The 16,658-nt window shown below is 72.7% G+C and carries 15 protein-coding genes; 10 read left to right on the forward strand and 5 right to left on the reverse strand.

The annotated features are described in order from the left end of the window. Positions 1–29: 29 nt before the first annotated feature. The 3 genes from B0I31_RS06295 (at position 30) to B0I31_RS06305 (ending at position 3,175) form a co-directional block, all read left to right on the forward strand. Positions 30–356: a DUF1622 domain-containing protein gene (locus B0I31_RS06295; RefSeq protein WP_219910607.1), complete on the forward strand. Its 327-nt coding sequence runs from the start codon at positions 30–32 to the stop codon at positions 354–356. Between the two features lie 254 nt (positions 357–610). Beyond that, positions 611–1,816 carry a WD40/YVTN/BNR-like repeat-containing protein gene (locus B0I31_RS06300; RefSeq protein ID WP_146173763.1) on the forward strand — a complete coding sequence of 402 codons (1,206 nt, stop codon included), beginning with the start codon at positions 611–613 and terminating at the stop codon, positions 1,814–1,816. A gap of 471 nt (positions 1,817–2,287) precedes the next feature. Continuing rightward, the gene (locus tag B0I31_RS06305; protein WP_106614355.1) at positions 2,288–3,175 is read left to right on the forward strand and encodes a universal stress protein; all 888 of its coding nucleotides are present in this window, start codon (positions 2,288–2,290) and stop codon (positions 3,173–3,175) included. Positions 3,176–3,409: 234 nt separating this feature from the next. On the opposite strand, the gene B0I31_RS06310 is transcribed toward B0I31_RS06305, so the two are convergent. The 3 genes from B0I31_RS06310 to B0I31_RS40415 form a co-directional block, all read right to left on the reverse strand. Further along, complete coding sequence (locus B0I31_RS06310) at positions 3,410–3,928, reverse strand: DUF421 domain-containing protein (RefSeq protein WP_106614356.1); 519 nt, start codon at positions 3,926–3,928, stop codon at positions 3,410–3,412. Between the two features lie 9 nt (positions 3,929–3,937). After that, complete coding sequence (locus B0I31_RS42485; protein WP_219910608.1) at positions 3,938–4,129, reverse strand: AI-2E family transporter; 192 nt, start codon at positions 4,127–4,129, stop codon at positions 3,938–3,940. Positions 4,130–4,428: 299 nt separating this feature from the next. After that, positions 4,429–4,584, reverse strand: coding sequence for a hypothetical protein (locus B0I31_RS40415; protein WP_181320021.1), 156 nt, complete (start codon positions 4,582–4,584; stop codon positions 4,429–4,431). A gap of 211 nt (positions 4,585–4,795) precedes the next feature. Between B0I31_RS40415 and B0I31_RS06320 the strand changes: the two genes are divergently transcribed. From B0I31_RS06320 to B0I31_RS06330, 3 genes are all read left to right on the forward strand, one after another. After that, a complete protein-coding gene (locus B0I31_RS06320) occupies positions 4,796–5,599 on the forward strand; it encodes a copper chaperone PCu(A)C (RefSeq protein WP_146173764.1) in 804 nt (267 codons plus the stop codon). Positions 5,600–5,777: 178 nt separating this feature from the next. Beyond that, positions 5,778–6,248: an SPW repeat domain-containing protein gene (locus B0I31_RS06325; RefSeq protein ID WP_181320022.1), complete on the forward strand. Its 471-nt coding sequence runs from the start codon at positions 5,778–5,780 to the stop codon at positions 6,246–6,248. A gap of 11 nt (positions 6,249–6,259) precedes the next feature. Further along, the gene (locus tag B0I31_RS06330; protein WP_106614698.1) at positions 6,260–8,383 is read left to right on the forward strand and encodes a transglycosylase domain-containing protein; all 2,124 of its coding nucleotides are present in this window, start codon (positions 6,260–6,262) and stop codon (positions 8,381–8,383) included. A gap of 70 nt (positions 8,384–8,453) precedes the next feature. On the opposite strand, the gene B0I31_RS06335 is transcribed toward B0I31_RS06330, so the two are convergent. After that, positions 8,454–9,671: a cation:proton antiporter gene (locus B0I31_RS06335; protein ID WP_106614699.1), complete on the reverse strand. Its 1,218-nt coding sequence runs from the start codon at positions 9,669–9,671 to the stop codon at positions 8,454–8,456. Between the two features lie 182 nt (positions 9,672–9,853). Between B0I31_RS06335 and B0I31_RS06340 the strand changes: the two genes are divergently transcribed. Both B0I31_RS06340 and B0I31_RS06345 read left to right on the forward strand, forming a co-directional pair. After that, entirely contained in the window at positions 9,854–10,447 is a 594-nt protein-coding gene (locus B0I31_RS06340) for a DUF4232 domain-containing protein (RefSeq protein ID WP_106614359.1), read from the forward strand. Positions 10,448–10,821: 374 nt separating this feature from the next. Continuing rightward, on the forward strand, positions 10,822–11,226 hold the full coding sequence (locus tag B0I31_RS06345) for an ATP-binding protein (protein ID WP_146173765.1): 405 nt from the start codon (positions 10,822–10,824) through the stop codon (positions 11,224–11,226). Between the two features lie 591 nt (positions 11,227–11,817). On the opposite strand, the gene B0I31_RS06355 is transcribed toward B0I31_RS06345, so the two are convergent. Beyond that, positions 11,818–14,895: an AfsR/SARP family transcriptional regulator gene (locus B0I31_RS06355; RefSeq protein WP_106614362.1), complete on the reverse strand. Its 3,078-nt coding sequence runs from the start codon at positions 14,893–14,895 to the stop codon at positions 11,818–11,820. Between the two features lie 102 nt (positions 14,896–14,997). On the opposite strand from B0I31_RS06355, the gene B0I31_RS06360 reads away from it, so the two are divergent. Beyond that, positions 14,998–16,005, forward strand: coding sequence for an NADP-dependent oxidoreductase (locus B0I31_RS06360; RefSeq protein WP_106614363.1), 1,008 nt, complete (start codon positions 14,998–15,000; stop codon positions 16,003–16,005). Continuing rightward, positions 16,002–16,586: an NAD(P)H oxidoreductase gene (locus tag B0I31_RS06365; protein ID WP_106614364.1), complete on the forward strand. Its 585-nt coding sequence runs from the start codon at positions 16,002–16,004 to the stop codon at positions 16,584–16,586. The genes B0I31_RS06360 and B0I31_RS06365 overlap by 4 nt, the downstream gene beginning before the upstream one ends. Positions 16,587–16,658 lie beyond the last annotated feature (72 nt).

Below are 16,658 nucleotides of genomic sequence, written 5' to 3' on the forward strand. Positions count from 1 at the left end.
GAGCTCGGAGAGTCGGAGGTGGAACATGGATGAGGAACGCTACGTGCCGTGATCGACGCCCTGGTCGGGTTGGTCGAGGCGGCCGGTGCCGGCGTCATCGTCATGGGGCGCTGTGGGCGACGATCCGGTTCGTCGTCGACGGGATCCGGCATTGTGACGCCGCGGTGTTCACCCCGGTGCGCTTGTCACTGGGCCGGTTCTTCGTCCTGGGGCTGGAGTTCCAGTTGGCCGTTGACATCCTTCGCACAGCGGTGGCGCCTAGTTTCGAGGAGATCGGGCAGCTGGCCGCCATCGCCGCCATCCGGACCGCGTTGTGGACGAAGCTCGCCACCGCAGCGATCATCCCGGTCGTGTGATGTTCTCCTGTCCTGCGGTACCGGCGTCGATGCCCGCGCGGAGCACCTTGCGGTTGCCTGACGAGACACCACTGCACGGTCCTGCGGTGCACATCCCGGGGTAGCCGGGCGGTATGAGGAAAGTCGGCGCAGTCGCCCGTCACAGCGCTCCCGCCCTGCTTCCAGGATCGGCCGCCCAGCGGCGACCGGCCCGGCGCGGGAAAACGGTGTCGCGGAGGAAGGCGGTTGTCCGCCGACGTGTCCAGGCCTTGTCCGTGACCCTGCTCGCGTGCTCGGTACTCGTGTTCGTGCCTCGGGCGGACGCGGTGACGAGCCGCGATGTCCCGGACAGGTTCGCGCCGGCCGCCACCGCGTGGACGAGCCCGTCGTCGGGCTGGGTGGTGGGTGCCGCGCCCTGCGGATCGCGATCGTGCCCGGTGCTGGCGCGCACGGTCGACGGTGGTCGTTCGTGGTGGCGTACCACCGTGCCCGAACTCGCGGTACGTGCCGGTGAGGCCGTTCGGATCGCCTTCGCGAACCCATCGGTCGGTGTGCTCACCGACGGAACGCGGCTGCACGTCACGCACGACGGTGGTCACACCTGGCAGGCGGCGGCCGTCGAGGGTGCCGTGCCGCCGGTCCGGTTCGGCGCCGTCGTCGCCGAACCGGACCGGTTGTACGCCGTGGTGGTGGGCTCGTCGCAGACCCGGTTGCACACCGCGTCACCGGATGTCGCCCGGTTCACCCCGGCACCCGGTGTGCGGGTGCCCGGTGCGGCTGACGGTGAGGTCGCGGTCGCGGCCGACGGTCTCCACGTGGTGCTCGCCGCGGTGCACCGGGTCAACCGGCACTGGGTCGAGGTCGGACACCGCTGGGTGTCGACGGCCCCGCCGTGCCCGATGGGCGCCGCAACCGAGCTGGCGGCCACTGGATCGTCGCTGTTCGCCCTGTGCAGCAGCGATCCGGGCATGGGACGCATGACCAAAATGCTGAAGGTCTCCCAAGCCGGTGCGGCGTTCCGCTCGCTCGGTGAAGCCCCACGAGCCGGTATCACCACCGGCTTGGCCGCCGTGTCACCGTCCGCTGTGGCCGTGACCGCAGTGGGGCGTGGCGCGGCATGGCTGCACCTGGGTCGGGAGCACGGTACGCGATGGTCGTCGCCCCTGGTGCTGGGTGGGCCACCGCTGCGCGAGCCGCTGTTCACCAACCCCGGCCACGGCGCGCTGGTGCGCGGCGGCCCGGGATGGGCTACCGCCCGACTCCTGCTCACCTCTGACGGGGGAACCACGTGGCTGCCCGTCGACTTCTCCTCGGCGGCGACGGACCCGGGGCACCAGACCCAGGGGTGGGTGCCGATGACGCCATCCACCTCCGATCGACAACCTCGTACCGAGAACACCAGGGGGCGACATGACCCGCGTCGAACATGCCACCCGCCACCCGTGCAGACTGGCTGCACCTCGGCCTCGCCGTCGGCATGATCGCCCTGGGTCTCGTCCCGGGACCACGGCCGTCCCGGCGCCGCGCCTGAGCCGTAGCGGTCGCCGGCGGGCCGCACGTCAAAACCGACCCACCGACCGCGTGATCCCCGAGCGTGGTGTCGAGCCCTTCAGTCGCGCTCGGCGGCCCGTCCGTGACTGCCTCCGGTCACGTCGGCACGAAGGGTTTTGCCGCAAAACCGGTTCGCCGGGCCCGCACGCCGGCCACGATGCCCGGCGACGCGGCGTCACGGCCACGACGGGGTGGCCGGTTCACCCACCCCAGCTCAGCGGCGTGGTAGCGGCGATGGGTGCCGTATTCAGGTGGGCCGCACCGGGTGACCGGTACCCGCTCACGGAAGCGGGTCGTGCGCCCTTGCGCTCTCCTGGCGGTGTGTTGCGACTCCGCGACCGGGCGGCACTTGCGGGTAGCCCTCGACCGACGCACGAGGAGTCGGGAAGGAGTGGTCGGCGGTGTTGAACGGTGATGTGGTGGTGGGTGTCGACGACACCGGGGTGTCGGAGCGTGCGGCCCGGTGGGCGGCCCGGCAGGCTGCGATCCTGGGGTGTGGGCTGGTGCTGGTGCACGTGGTGCGGTGGCCGCCTGGTCAACCGCTTGGCCTGCGCGTCCCGGTGGACACAGTCGAGGATCCGGTGGCGCAGCGGACCCGGGACGCGGTGGAAGGGCTCGCCGAGCGGTGCCGCGAGGCGACCGGAGTCGCGGTGCGCACCGAGATCCTGCCGGGTGACCCGGCGGAGGTGCTTGCCCGGGTCGCCGACCGGGCGGCGTTCGTCGTGGTCGGCCACTCGGATGGTGGCGGGTTCCTCCGGCTGCTGTCGGGCTCCACCGCCGAGCGGCTGACCCGGACCTGCCCGTGGCCACTGGTGGTCGTCCGCGACGGGATCGCCGTCGACGACCGTGCCGGTGGATCGGTGGTGGCCGGTGTCGACGACTCCGCGGCCGGGGCTCGGGCGTTGCGGTTCGCGTTCGAGTTCGCCGCCCGGCAGGGCGGAGAGGTGGTCGTGGTGCACGCGACCGGTGCGGCGGCGATGACGATGCAGCCGGTGGAGACCAGCGTGCACGCCGTGCCGCACGAGGACCGCGGCGCCGTGGGGATCGCGTTGGCCGAGTGCGTCCGACGGCACCCCGGAGTAGTGGGGGAGGTCGTCAACGCGGTGGGCTCGCCAGTGGATGCCCTGCTGGCCGCGTCCGCCAGAGCAGCGCTCCTGGTGGTCGGCAACCACGGCAAGGGGGTGGTGCGTCGGGCGTTGCTCGGCTCGGTCAGCCACCAGCTGGTCGACGAGGCACCTTGCCCGGTCGCGGTGCTCTCACCCGAGACAGCCGCGACCGATTCCGAATGACGTCGGTCCACCCCGGGGCCCTCAGGACACGGGCCTCGCGCAATCGCGGTCGCCCGACGGTCGCCGGCCGACACGGTGCCCAGGGGGGCGAGGCAGGTAGCCGACGAGCACGGCGTTGGGCTGGGGGACGTGGCCGGGACGACGGGAGCGGGAGCCGGCATCGTCGTGGCCGTGGTGAACTCCCTGCGGGCGGTGAAGCAGAGCGCTGAGCGAAGCGGTCGCGCCGTGCGTGGATCAGTCGCGCGGCACGTCGGGCACGTTGTCGAGCGCGTCGAGGTCCCCGGCCGAGTTCAGGGGGATGACGCTGAAGGTGCCGTCGGTCTCCAGGACGACTGCGGCGACCTGGTCGAGCGCGCCTTGGCCTTGGGCGCGGACCGCTTGGAGCACTTCCGCGCGGCTGACGCGCTGGTCGCGCAGCGCCCGGTCGCGCAACCGCCCCTGCCACACCAGCAGAGTGGGGGTGGACTTCACCGCCCGGCGGACCAGTCCCAACCGCACCGAGGTCCAGGCGACGGCGAACTGCGCGCAGATCAGCAGCGCCAGCGCCAGCACGCCCTCGGCCAGCGCCACGTCGGAGGTGAGCAGCACGGTGGCCAGGGTCGAGCCCAGCGCGACCGTCACCACCATGTCGAAGGCGTTCATCTTGGCCAGCGTCCGCTTGCCCGACAGGCGCACCAGCGCCACTAGCGCCGCGTAGGCGCACACGCCGACGACAACTACGCGCAGCAGCCCGTCCCAGGAGTCGAAGAACATGCCCCACGCCTACCCCGTGTGCCCGACGGCACACGTCCGGCGCGGCGTCACGGCGTGTCGGAGCCGGGCGTCTGTGGAGGGGTCGGTGAGGAACGACCTGGCCGCCAGCACCAGCGGCACCGCGAACAGGGCACCGGTGATGCCTGCGAGCACGCCGTCGACGGCCACGGCGAGCACGACGGAGAGCGGGTGCAGGCGCACTACCCTGCCCAGCAGCAGCGGCTGGAAGACGTTGCCCCCAGCTGCTGCACCAAGATCGCCACGCCCGCGACGATCAGCGCGGCGACCGGTCCATTGGCGAACAAGGCGGTCGCCCCCCGCGTCGGCGGCCGGGGACTCGGCGTGCCCCGCAGCCAGTCGGTGAGGTCGTCCACCCCAGCAGGGACAGCGCGCCGACCACGACCACGGCGACGGCCGGCCACCGCGGCAGGCCCGCGCGGTGCAGTCGGTCCACCAGCGGGTGCAGCAGCGCGGTGAGCAGCAGGGCCACGGCGACGGGATCACCACCGCGCTGAGCAGGCCACCAGCCGCAGCGCCAGCCGGCCCAGTACCAGCAGCACCAGCAGCACCAGTACCGAGGCCCCGGTCAGGCCGGCCGATCTGAGCCTGCGCGCTATGCGGCGGGAGTCGGGCGTGTTCGGGTCGTCGCTCGTCACCGTCCACGGTTGGCCCGGACCGGGGGGAGCGGCGCGTTCGCAACCTCAGCGCAAGGTTCCGCTCCGCTGTCGAGGGAACGTCGTCGGCAGGAACGGTGGGGGAGTGCCGGCTACCGGCACCGCGCACCGCCGGACGGGCAAGGACCTTGCGATCGGCTGACGGCGGGCGCACGGCGTTCCGGTCGGGGTGGTCACCGGGTAGCCGCCGGACATGGACGGTTTGCGAACACCGGCGTTGTTGGGAGCGGTCCTGGTCGTAGTGGTGGGCTGTGCGCAACCCCGGGAGGAGTCGGGGAGCGGTACGACGGGCACCGACGGGCGAGTGGGCGAGGTGGTGCTGCACAACGCGGTGGTCGAAGCGCCGGCGGACGGCTCGTGGTGGCCCGGTGACGACGCCGTGGTGAGGCTGACGCTGCTCACCGGGGCCGACCGGCCGGACTGGCTGCTCGGCGTGCGCACCGACAGCGCGGCCCGGGTCGAGTTGATGGCCGACCGCGACTGCGACGGCACGAGCGAACGGGTCGACCACATCCGCCTGCCCGCCGGAGGTGCTGCGGCACCCGAGCCTGGCGGCGTCGACACGGCCCACCACCTGCGGATCGTCGACTTCACCCGCGAGGTGCCTGCGGGCACCACTGTCCCGCTGACCTTCACCTTCGCCGAGGCTGGGCAGACGACGTTGGACGTGCCGGTGAAGACGGGCGGGGACGGTGACGTGTCGCCACCGGCCACCTGCACCCCCGGCCCGTCCCCGACAACCGGTACCACACCGGCGACGTCATCGACCCGGCCCGCGACGGTGCTGCGTGGCCGGGTGGTGGACGGCGTGGAGCCCGGGTGCCTGGTGCTGTCCACCGACCGCGGCCAGTTCCTGTTGCTCGGTGGCGACGAGGAGGTCCTCCGGGCGGGTGCGGAGGTCGTCGTGGAAGGTACGGTCCGCCCCGGCCAGGCCACGACCTGCCAGCAGGGAACGCCGTTCGCCGTCGACGAAGCGCGAACCGCGCCGACCCGATGAGGCATGACCGGCGGTTCCGGCAGCCGCAAGGTGGCCGCAAGGTTCCTGCCCGGTGGCCCGGGAACCCGGCTGACCATGACGAGCAGTGACAGCGCGGTGCAGGAGGCGGGTCCGATGGCGATATGCGGAAGCCCTGCGGCGGCCGTGCGGCCGGCGGCGGATGCGGTCGGGTGACGTCATGGGCCGATACCCGAGCGGTGAACCGGACTACCAGCGCGCCGCGCGGTTGACCGCCCGCCGGGGCGCACCGGGACCAGGTGCGGTGGTGGCGGCCGCAGGGGTGTGGCTGGTGCTCGCGCCCTCGGTCCTGGAGTACCCGGACGGCGGTGCGGTGATCAACGACGGTGTGGTCGGCGCCGTGGTTGCGATCGTCGCGATCACCGGCGCGGCGGTGCCCCGGGCCGCGTCGTGGTCGAGCGGGACGACCGCGCTGCTCGGCGTGTGGGAGGTGGCTTCGCCGTTCGTGCTCGGCCACGGCTCCGGCAGCTCGGTGGTGGCCAACCAGGTCGTGGTCGGCCTGGTTGTGGTCGTGCTGTCGCTGGCCGGTGTGGCGGTGTCGGTGGAGCGGTCGTGCTCGCGCAGCCCGATGCGGGCGAGGCCGTCCCGGTGGGAGCGGCGTCGTGCGCGGCCCCGCCGGGTGCGTCGGTGAAGAGGGGAACGATGACGCGTCTTGTGGGTCTGTGCTTGGTGGCGGGTGTGCTGTTGGCCGGGGTGCTGTTCCCGGTCGTGGGTGGGGCGGGGGTGCTGCTCGCTCGGACTGGTGATCACATCACGGGCCCGGTCGCGTTGCCCGCCGACGTCGAACCGCCGACGGTGACGACCTTGGTCGACGCCGACGGCGAGCCGTTCGCCCACCTCTACGACCAGTACCGCGTGTTGGTGGCCTCTGACGAAATCTCCCCGGCGATGAAGGACGCCGTCGTGGCCGTGGAGGACCACCGGTTCTACGAGCACCACGGTGTGGACTGGGTGGCGACCGTGCGGGCCGCGCTGCGCAACTACGCCTCGGGTGGCGTGGTGCAGGGTGCGTCGACGCTGACCCAGCAGTACGTCAAGAACCACTTGATCCACGTGGAGGCGCGGCACGACCCCCTGCGCCAAGCGCGGGCCCGGATGCGCACACCCGAGCGCAAGTTGCGGGAGATCCGCACGGCCGTGGCCTTGGAGAGGCGCCTGTCCAAGGACGAGATCCTGACCCGTTACCTCAACACGGTGCCGTTCGGGGCCGGGACCTACGGCGTCGCGGCGGCGGCCCGGACCTACTTCGGCACCACACCGGACCGCCTGACCGTGCCGCAGGCCGCACTGCTGGCCGCCTTGGTCAACAGCCCGGCGGCGCTGAACCCCGAGCACCACCCCGAGGCGGCCCTGCAACGCCGCAACGTCGTCATCGACCTCATGGCGCGGTACCGCATGCTGGTTCCGGAGGTGGCGGAGCAAGCCAAGCGGGAACCGCTGGGCGTGCGAACCCCGGTGCGGCCCCTGCCCAACGGGTGCGTGGGCGCCGACCCGGGACTCGGCTTCTTCTGCTCCTACGTGATCGACCACCTGCTCGCCAAGGGGCTCGACCCGGAGCGGTTGAAGACCGGCGGCTACACCGTCCGCACCACCCTGGACCGGGAGGTCAGCGCCGCCGTTGAACGGGCGGTGCGGGTGCAGGTCCCTCGCGACACCTCCGGTGTCGCCAACACGATGGCCGTGGTCGAGCCCGGCCGGGAGCGGCACGAGGTCACCGCGCTGGTGGCCAACCGCGACCACGGCCCAGACGCCGCGCAGTTCCAGACCATGCTCGACCTGCCGTCCGGGGTGTCCAACACGTTCGGCGCGGGTTCGGTCTTCAAGGTCTTCACCGCCGCCGCTGCCCTGGAGCACGGCTATGGCCCCGACTCGGTCGTCGACTCGCCCACCTCCTACACATCCCGGGTGTTCAAGGGCGGTGCGCAGGGTTGTCCGTCCACGGGTGAGCCGGACACGCGCTGGTACTGCCTGCGCAATCACAACGACGACTACCCGCCGCGCATGACGCTGCGCCAGGCCCTGGCCACCTCACCCAACACCGCCTTCGTGATCCTGGAGGAACGGGTCGGCCTGGACGCGGTGGTCGACGTGGCCCGAAGGCTGGGCATGCGCCGTACCCTGGCAAGCAATATCGCCGGTGACGCGCCGGACCCGAACTCGCCGCGACCTGAGCTGCGGGTCGACCAGGCGGAGTTCTTCACCGGCCGGCAGAACGCCTCCTTCACCCTCGGCCCGGCCCCGTCGAGCACCCTGGAACTGGCCAACGTCGCCGCCACGATCGTCAGCGGTGGCACCTGGTGCGAACCGACACCGCTCGTCGAGGTGGTCGACCGGCACGGGCAGGTCGTGGACCTCCCGGCCTCACCGTGCGAGCAGGCCGTGCCCGAAGCGGTGGCCGACGCCCTGGCCACGGCGCTGAGCGACGACGAGGACCGCGGCACCGCCGCCCAGGCGGCCCGGCGGCACGGGTGGAGCCGGCCGATGATCGGCAAGACCGGCACCACCGAGGAGTACAAGTCCGCGGCGTTCCTCGGCGCGACGATGGACCACGCAGGAGCGGTGCAGACGTTCAACGACAGCCCCGACCCCCGTCCCGTCTGTGTCGGGACGGGTGCGCCGAGGCTGTGCGCGAGCGGCAACCTCTACGGCGGCACCGTCCCTGCCCACACCTGGTTCGACGCCATGACGCAGATCCACGCCAACCTGCCCGCGACACCCCTCCCACCGCTCCCGCGCACCCAGCAAGCGAGCACCGGTGACGGATGAGCCGCGACTCGCGGTCCCGTGGAGGCGGACATGCTCCACCAGAGGTGACTCGTGGGACGACCCGGGGATCTCAACCGGACGGGTTACGGCCGGTGTCGGGCTGGTCCGGCCCGCCGGTGGGCAGGTTGTCAGGCGGTTCGATGCGCAGGGCCTTGGCGACCGGCACGTCGGAGGAGGAGTGCAGGACGATCGACAGGGCGATGGTGACCGCGACCAGGTCGAACAGGTGTGCTGCTTCGGGCAGGCCGGATTGCAGGACCAGCAGGCCGTAGACGACCGAGGCGAAGCCCTTGGGCCCGAACCAGGCCGCTGCGGCGCGTTCCCGCCGGGTCAGCCTGCTGCGCAGCAGCGAGACGGCCATGGACAGCGGACGGACGAGCAGGATGGCCAGCACGGGCACCAGCCAGTCACCGAGGCTCAGATGGGACAACCGTTCGGGGGTGATCAAGGCGCCGAAGACGAGCAGCGCGGCGAACTTGGTGGTCTCGGACAGCAGGTCGCCGAAGTGTTCGAACCGCTCGGCGGCACTGGGGGTGAGGGTGGCGATGGTGGAACCGGCGGCGAAGGCGGCCAGGTAGGGGTTGGCGTGGGTCAGGTCGGCCGCGGCGTAGACCACGATGCCCACCGACAGCGGTCCGAGGGCTTGCAGGCGGGGTTCGGCGCCCAGGACCGGCAGCCGCAGCGCCAGCGCCACCAGGCCGGGCACCGCGACGCCGAGGACCAGGCCGAGGACGAGTTCGAGGGCGATCTCGCCGGGGTGGGCGGTCTCGTGGGAGGCAGCGGCCAGGAAGAGCAGCACGAACGGCAGGGCCAGGCCGTCGTTGAGACCGGACTCGACGTTGAGCAGGCGCCGCAGCCGCAGCGGCACGTCCTCGCGGCCCACAATGGCGGAGGCGAACACCGGGTCGGTGGGGGACAGGATCGCGCCCAGCAGGAACGCGGTGGCCCAGTCCAGGCCGGCCAGGTAGTGGGCGGGCAGGGCGATGCCGATCATGGCCAGGGGCATGCCGATGCCCAGGGCCTTGCCCGAACTGCGCCATCCCTGGCGCAACGCGGGCAGCCCGGCCCGCTGGCCGTCGGTGAACAACACGGTGAACAGCGCCAGGTCGGCCAGCGCCGAGACGAACCCGCTTTCGGAGGGGATCTCGACCAGACCGAACCCGCCCTGCCCGAGCAGCGCGCCCGCGAGCAGCACCATCAGCGCCGTCGACAGCACCGTGCGCGCCGCCAGACCCGACAGCGCCACGCTGACCAGCATCACCACACCGAAGGCCAGGACCAAGGTCACCACGGGCTCCAGTCCTCCCGGCACCCGGCCGGGGATCGCGCTGAACGGGGCACGAACCCCCGGTACCCGCCAGGTGGTCGGCCAACCGGCCGGACAACCTTGCGATTGCCCGACGAGCCGCACCCAGGGCGACAGCGCGGGTAGCCAGGCTGTGCACCCGACCTCGAGAACAGGAGCCGTCGATGTTCCACAAGACCACTCGAACGTGTGTCCTGGCCGCTGCGTCGTGCCTGGCCTTGACAGTGCTGGGCGGCTGCGGTTCCGGCACGGCCGACGAACCGGCCACCGTGCCGCCGACGTCGAACGCCCTGGGGGCGGACCCACCGCGCAGCCTCGGGGACGCCGAGCAGTGCCTGACCGCCGGGCTGCGCGTCCACCTCGGTCCCGGCAACAATGACATGCAGGGTGCCCACCTGCCCCTGCGGTTCACCAACACCGCCTCACAGCCGTGCACCCTCCAGGGCGCGCCGGGGGTCTCCTACGTCACCGGCGAGGGCGGGGAGCAGGTCGGCCTGCCGGCCGAGCGCGACACCGACGGCCCAGTGGTGACCCTGGCACCCGACGAGACCGCGTCCGCGCCTCTGCTGCTGTCCAGCGCGCCGCGGAAGACTCCCGACTGCGAGCAGGTCCAGGTCGGTGGGCTGCGGGTCTACCCGCCGAACAACACGGAACCGGTGTTCGTCGAGCAGGGTGCCACCGCATGCGCACCGCCGCTCGACGGCCCGTTCCTGGAGGTCGGCCCGGTCCGACCGGGAGCCGACAGCACCGGGACCTGACACCGGACCACACGTCCGGCGTGGGCCGCATCGAGGCCGACCGCACGGTCGGCCGTGCCGTCGGTGCCCAACGGGACGCGTGCCGTGCGGAGGCGCACAGTCGGTGGGGGTGCTTGTGGTGGTCGACAACGGGGGCGAGGCGTGGCTCCCTGTTCCGACTGATCCGAGGTGGTGCACGTCCGCAGGTGCGGTGGCCTGCTCACCGGCGCGGCGCAGCGCACCCCGGTGACGGTGGGATCGGAGAATCCGAACGGGGAGGAACCGTGCAAGGTGATCGTCAGGTTCCGTGGACCGTGCCGGTGGCAGACTCGGACCGTGGTTCGAGATCCTGCCGCCGCGTGCCCCGGCCACCCTGGGGCGGATGGGGGCCGACGATGAGTGCCGGTCACGACGGCGCCGCCTTTGACGCCGGTTATGACACGGCTGTGCTGGTGGTCCGGGACGACGGGATCCTGTGGCGGAAGACGACCTGGCTGTGGCTGCGCGAACGCATGCACGGCTGGCCGGTCCACGACGTGCTGCGGGTCGAACTGGTCGTCGCCGAACTGCTGGACAACGCGCAGCGCTACGGTCTCCCGCGTTACGTGGTGGAGCTCGTGCTGGACCGGCATGCCGAGATCCTCACGATCAGGGTTCGCAACCGCGCCCCGCGCAGCGGCGCCGGTTGGCCTCGGGCAGCCGGGTTGGCCATAGTCGAGGCGCTGAGCGAGCAGTGGGGCGTCGTGGCGATGGGGAACTCCACGACTGTGTGGGCGAAAATGCGGTTCGCCGCGGTGTGACGGCGGTCCCGGGTACGGCTCGGCACGCGTCACTCCCGGCCCCGATCACGTGGTTCGTCGTGCCGGTGACGGGCGGCGGCGCACTGTCCTGCCCGAATCGTTCATCGGGAACATGGTGGGCGTCCGTGGTCGGTCACCGATGTTCATGGGAGGAGAGTCGTTCGTGGGATCGGCTGTTCGTGCGGGAGCCACGGAACTGGACGGTGCCGGTCTCGCTGGTGCTGCTCGCCGGTTGCACGGCCGGTCCTGCCTCGAACGCCGTTTCGTCGCCGGATGCAGGAGCACGTGTTCACCGGTCTGGACGGAGGACTGCTACGCCGGTCGAACTTCCGGCGGCGGGTCTGGCTGCCCCTCGTCAACGGCGATCCGAGCCGGGGATGGGCGCCGATCCATCCTGGTCTGCACTTCCATGACCTACGTCATACACAAGAGGTGGCTCATTGAAGACGGCGTGCCGGAGATCCTCCAGTGCAAGCGCCTCGGACACCGGATGGCGGGGGTTCGGGGCATCTACTCGCATGTGACGCAGGTCATGGTGGACGCGATGCCCGACGGGCTGCAGCGTCGCTGGGAGCGTTCGCTGAGGACGCTTCAAATCTTTTCGAGCCCTGACTCCGAGTACACCAGAGCCTGATCCGGCGACAGCGTGGCGCCGTGCGCGAAGTGCTCACCGAACGCCACCGGACCCAAGACCTCCATGACACGGGCAGTGATCCGGTCGACGTCGGCGCGTTCGCCGGCAGGCAGGGGGGCGTTGCGGGATCGTCGGGCCGCATCCGCCGCGCCCAGCAAGGTCGCGGCGGCGGCCGGGTCGCACGTGGCGCCGGCCAGGCCCTCCAGAGCCAACGCCAGCGCACGCGGGTCGCCCGTGCCGAGGGCGGCCGCGTAGCTCTCCCGGTGGCGGGCGGCGGCGGTTGTCGGGTCGGCGCGCAGTTCGGCGATGAAGCCCAGTTCGGCCAGCACCAACGCGTTCGCGCCGGACAGGCCGACCTCGTCGTGCCAGGCCAGCACGGTGTGCAGCAGTTGCTCCGCGGTGTCCAGGTCGCCCGCGCGGCGTGCGCCCAGCGCCAGGCCGAGTCGAGCGTTGACCTCACCGGCTCGGAAACCGTGCTCCGCGGCCAGGTTCAGCGCACGTTCGTGGTGCTCGCGCGCCCGCTCGTGATCACCGGCGAGCAGGGCGATGCGTCCCAGGCCGGCGGTCAGGTCGGACACCTCCGGCCACAGCCCGAGCTGTTCGGCCAACCGCAGGCCGGCGCGCAGCCGCTCCGCCGCCTCGTCGTAGTCGCCGAACACCTCGGCCACCGCGGCGAGCGGCCGGGTGCCGCGCAGCCTGCCCCACGTGTCACCGAGGTCGTGGAACAGCGCGACGCTGCGCTCACCGTCCCGTGCCGCCGCCTCCAGGTCGCCGCGCAGGAGTCCCTGGAGCGCGCGGTCGCTGAGTGCCGCGGCCGTGCCCCACCGGTCGCCGGTCGCGGTGAAGGCGGTCAGCGCCCGCTCGGTCAGGTCTTCCGCCGAGGTGACGTCGCCGATCTCGCACAGGGCGTGGCCGAGGAACCAGAACGCGTGCGGTTCCGGGCACGACCGCAGCGCGGCCTCGATCCGCGCGTCCCGGTCCGCGCCCTGACCGGTCAGGATGCCGATGCCGGCGTGCCAGGCCGTGGTGGCGCCGGTCCGGCCCACCGCGTGGACGGTCTCGAACGCACGCCGTGCCTCACCCAACCTGCCGCGCAGCACCCAGTACCACGCCAGGGCGTCCACCAGGCGCAACGCCTGCGCGGTCAACCCCAGCCGCACGGCGTGGTCCAGCGCCACGCGCAGGTTCGCCGAGTCCGCGTCCAGCCGCCGCAACCACTCGTGCTGCTCCGGCCCGCGCAACCGGGCCCGCTCGGCGAGGTCGGTGTAGTACTCGACGTGCCGCGCCCGCACGTCCTCCAGCTCGCCCGCCTCGGCCAACCGTTCCACGCAGTACGCCGCGACCGACTCCAGCAGCCGGTACCGGTGGCCGCCCGCGCCCTCCACCGCGACCACCAGCGACCGGTCCACCAACCCGGTCAGCACCTCCAGCACGTCGCCGCCGCCGCACACCGCCTCGGCCGCCTCGAACGTGCAGCCCTCGTGGTGCACGGCCAGCCGGCGCAGCACCACCCGCGCCGCGTCATCCAGCAGCTCCCAGCTCCAGTCGATCATCGCGCGCAGGGTCCGCTGGCGCGGCGGCGCGTCCCGGTACCCGCCCGCCAGCACGCGGAACCGGTCGTCCAGCCGGGACAGCACGCCGGTCACGCCCAGCGCCCGCACCTTCGTCGCGGCCAGCTCCAGCGCCAGCGGCAGGCCGTCCAACCGGCGGCAGATCGCCACCACCGCGTCGGCGTCCAGGGCGGATCCGGGCGCCGCGGCGGTGGCGCGGGCGACGAACAGCTCCACCGCGTCCGCGACGGCCAGCGGCGTCACGGGGTGGCGCACCTCGCCCGCGACGGCCAGCGGCTCCTGGCTGGTCGCCAGCACGCGCAGGTGCGGCGCGGTCCGCAGCACGTGCGCGGTCAACGCGGCCACCTCGGGGATCATCGGCTCGCAGTTGTCCAGCACGAGCAGCATCCGCTTGTCCCGCAACGCCATCCCCAGCCGGTCGACCGTGTCGACGTGCTCGCCGCCCCACGTGCCGTCGTCGCGGATGCCCAGCACCGCCGCGACCACGTCGGGCAGCGAGCACGGCGCGGACACCTCGACGATCCGCACACCGTCGGCGAACCCGTCCACCAGCCGCCGGGCGGCCTCCACCGCGAGCCTGGTCTTGCCGACCCCGCCCGGACCGGTCAACGTCACCAGCCGGTGCTCGCCCAGCAGCCGCCGCACCTCGGCCACGTCGTGCTCCCGGCCGACGAGCGGGGTGAGCGGGTTCGGCAGGTTCGCGGCCGGACGCACCGGCGGCGCGAGGTCGGCGTCCTGGTCCAGCATCGCCCGGTGCAGCGCGGCCAGCTCGGGGCTCGGGTCCACGCCCAGCTCGTCGGCCAGCCGCCGGCGCAGGTCGTCGTAGCCCGCCAACGCCTCGTGCTGCCGCCCCGACCGGTAGAGGGCACGCAGGTGGATCGCGCGCAGGCGTTCCCGCAACGGGTGCTCGGAGACGACGTCCGCCAGCTCGGCCACCACCGCCGCGTGCTCGCCCAGCTCCAGCCGGGCCTGCGCCAGGTCCTCCACGGCGACCAGCCGCTGCTCGTCGAGCCGGGTGACCGCCGACCGGGTGAAGTCGTGATCGGCGAAGTCCGCGAACGCCGATCCGCGCCACAGGTCCAGCGCGTCGGCCAGCACCGCCGCCCGTGCCGCCGGGTCGACCACCTCGTGGGCCCGCGCGGTCAGCTCGGCGAACCGGTCGGCGTCCACGTCGCCGGCGTGCAGGAGGTAGCCGGGCGAACGGGACTCGACCAGGTCCCGGCCACCGGGCTCGGCCTCCTCCAGCGCACGGCGCAGCTGCGACACCTTCGCGTGCAGCGCGCGCAGCGGGTTGGCGGGCCCGTCGTCGCCCCACAGGTCGGCGACCAGCCGGTCCGCCGACACCGGACGGCCGCGGTGGGCCAGCAGGTCGGCGAGCAGCACGCGCACCTTGCGCTCGGGCACCCGCACCGGCGTGCCGTCCCCGGTCCGGACGTCCAGCGGACCCAGCACCCCGAAACGCATGGTCACCACCGTAGTCGAGGCGACCCGAACAAGATCGGAGCAGAACCCGAACACCCCACCGGCACCGTGGTCCTCGAAGCACAACCCGCACGGAGGAACACCATGTCGAACACCACCCGCGAGATCCGCCTCGCCGCACGCCCGGTCGGCGAGCCCGGTCCGGAGAACTTCACCCTGGCCACCGTCGACCTGCCGGAGCTGAACGACGGGCAGGTGCTCGTGCGCAACACGTGGATGTCGGTCGACCCGTACATGCGCGGCCGGATGGACGAGGGCGAGTCGTACATCCCGCCGTTCCGGGTCGGCGCGGCGCTGGACGGCGGCGCGATCGGCGAGGTCGTCGCGTCCCGGGCGGAGGCGGTGCCGGTCGGCGCGACCGTGTCCCACTTCCTCGGCTGGCGCGAGCACGCCGTGGTGGACGCCTCGGCGGTGACCGTGGTGGACACCGCGCTCGCGCCGCCGCAGGCGTACCTGGGCGTCCTGGGCACGCCGGGGCTCACCGCGTACGTGAGCCTGACCGAGATCGCGCCCGTGCGACCCGGTGACGTGGTGTTCGTGTCGGCCGCCGCGGGCGCGGTCGGCAGCGTCGCCGGGCAGATCGCCAAGCAGTTGGGCGCGTCCCGGGTGATCGGTTCGGCGGGCGGCCCGGTGAAGGCGGAGAAGCTGGCGGACTTCGGCTTCGACGCGGCGCTGGACTACCGGTCCGGGCCGATCGGCGAGCAGCTGGCGTCGGCCGCGCCCGTGGGCATCGACGTCTACCTCGACCACGTCGGCGGTGACCACCTGGAGGCCGCCATCGGCGCGCTGCGGCCCGGCGGTCGGGTCGCGCTGGTGGGCGCGATCAGCCAGTACAACGCGACCGGGCCGGTGCCGGGGCCGAACCTCTACCCGGCCGCGGTCAAGCAGCTCAGCCTGCGCGGCATGGTCGTCAGCTCGTACCTGGACCGGTTCCCCGAGTACGTCGGGCGTGCCGCCGGGTGGCTGGCGGAGGGCGTGCTGCGGACCGAGGAGACGGTGTTCGACGGGCTGGAGCGGGCGCCGGAGGCGTTCCTCGGTGTGCTGAGCGGTGCCAACACCGGCAAGATGCTCGTCCGGCTGGACGCCCGGTGAAGGCGCTGCTGGTGGTGGCCCACCCGCGCACCGACTCGCTCACCGCGCGGGTGGCGGCCCGGCTGGGGGAGCACCTGACCGCGCACGGCGTCGAGGTCGACGTGCTGGACCTGCACGCCGAGGGCTTCGACCCGCGCATGACACCGGAGGACGAGCCGGACTGGGCCGACCGCGACAAGGTCTACTCGGCGCAGGTGCGGGCGCACATGGACCGGATCTCCGCGGCGGACCTGCTGGTGGTGGTGTTCCCGGTCTGGTGGTTCGCGCCGCCCGCAGTCCTCAAGGGCTGGATCGACCGGGTCTGGAACCACGGCTTCGCCTACGGGCGTAGCCAACCGCGCCTGGCGGGCAAGCGGATGTGGTGGATCGGACTGGCGGGGGAGTCGGCGGAGACGTTCGCCGAGCACGGCATGGCCGAGGTGCTGGACCGGCAGCTCCGGGTGGGCGTATCGAACTACTGCGGCATCACCGACGCGTCGGTGACCCTGCTGCACGGCACGCTGGCCGGCGAGGACCACGTCCGGGCGCTGCTGGCGGGCGTCACCGACCTGGTCGACGTCGGCGGTCGCGTCGGGAGTTGAGGGGTCGGCGCGGCGGTCGCCTCTCGGCGAGTGGCTCGACGCGGCTCCAGCCGAACGGTATTCCGCGAAGGC

The organism is Saccharothrix carnea, assembly GCF_003014735.1.
GTDB lineage: Bacteria > Actinomycetota > Actinomycetes > Mycobacteriales > Pseudonocardiaceae > Actinosynnema > Actinosynnema carneum.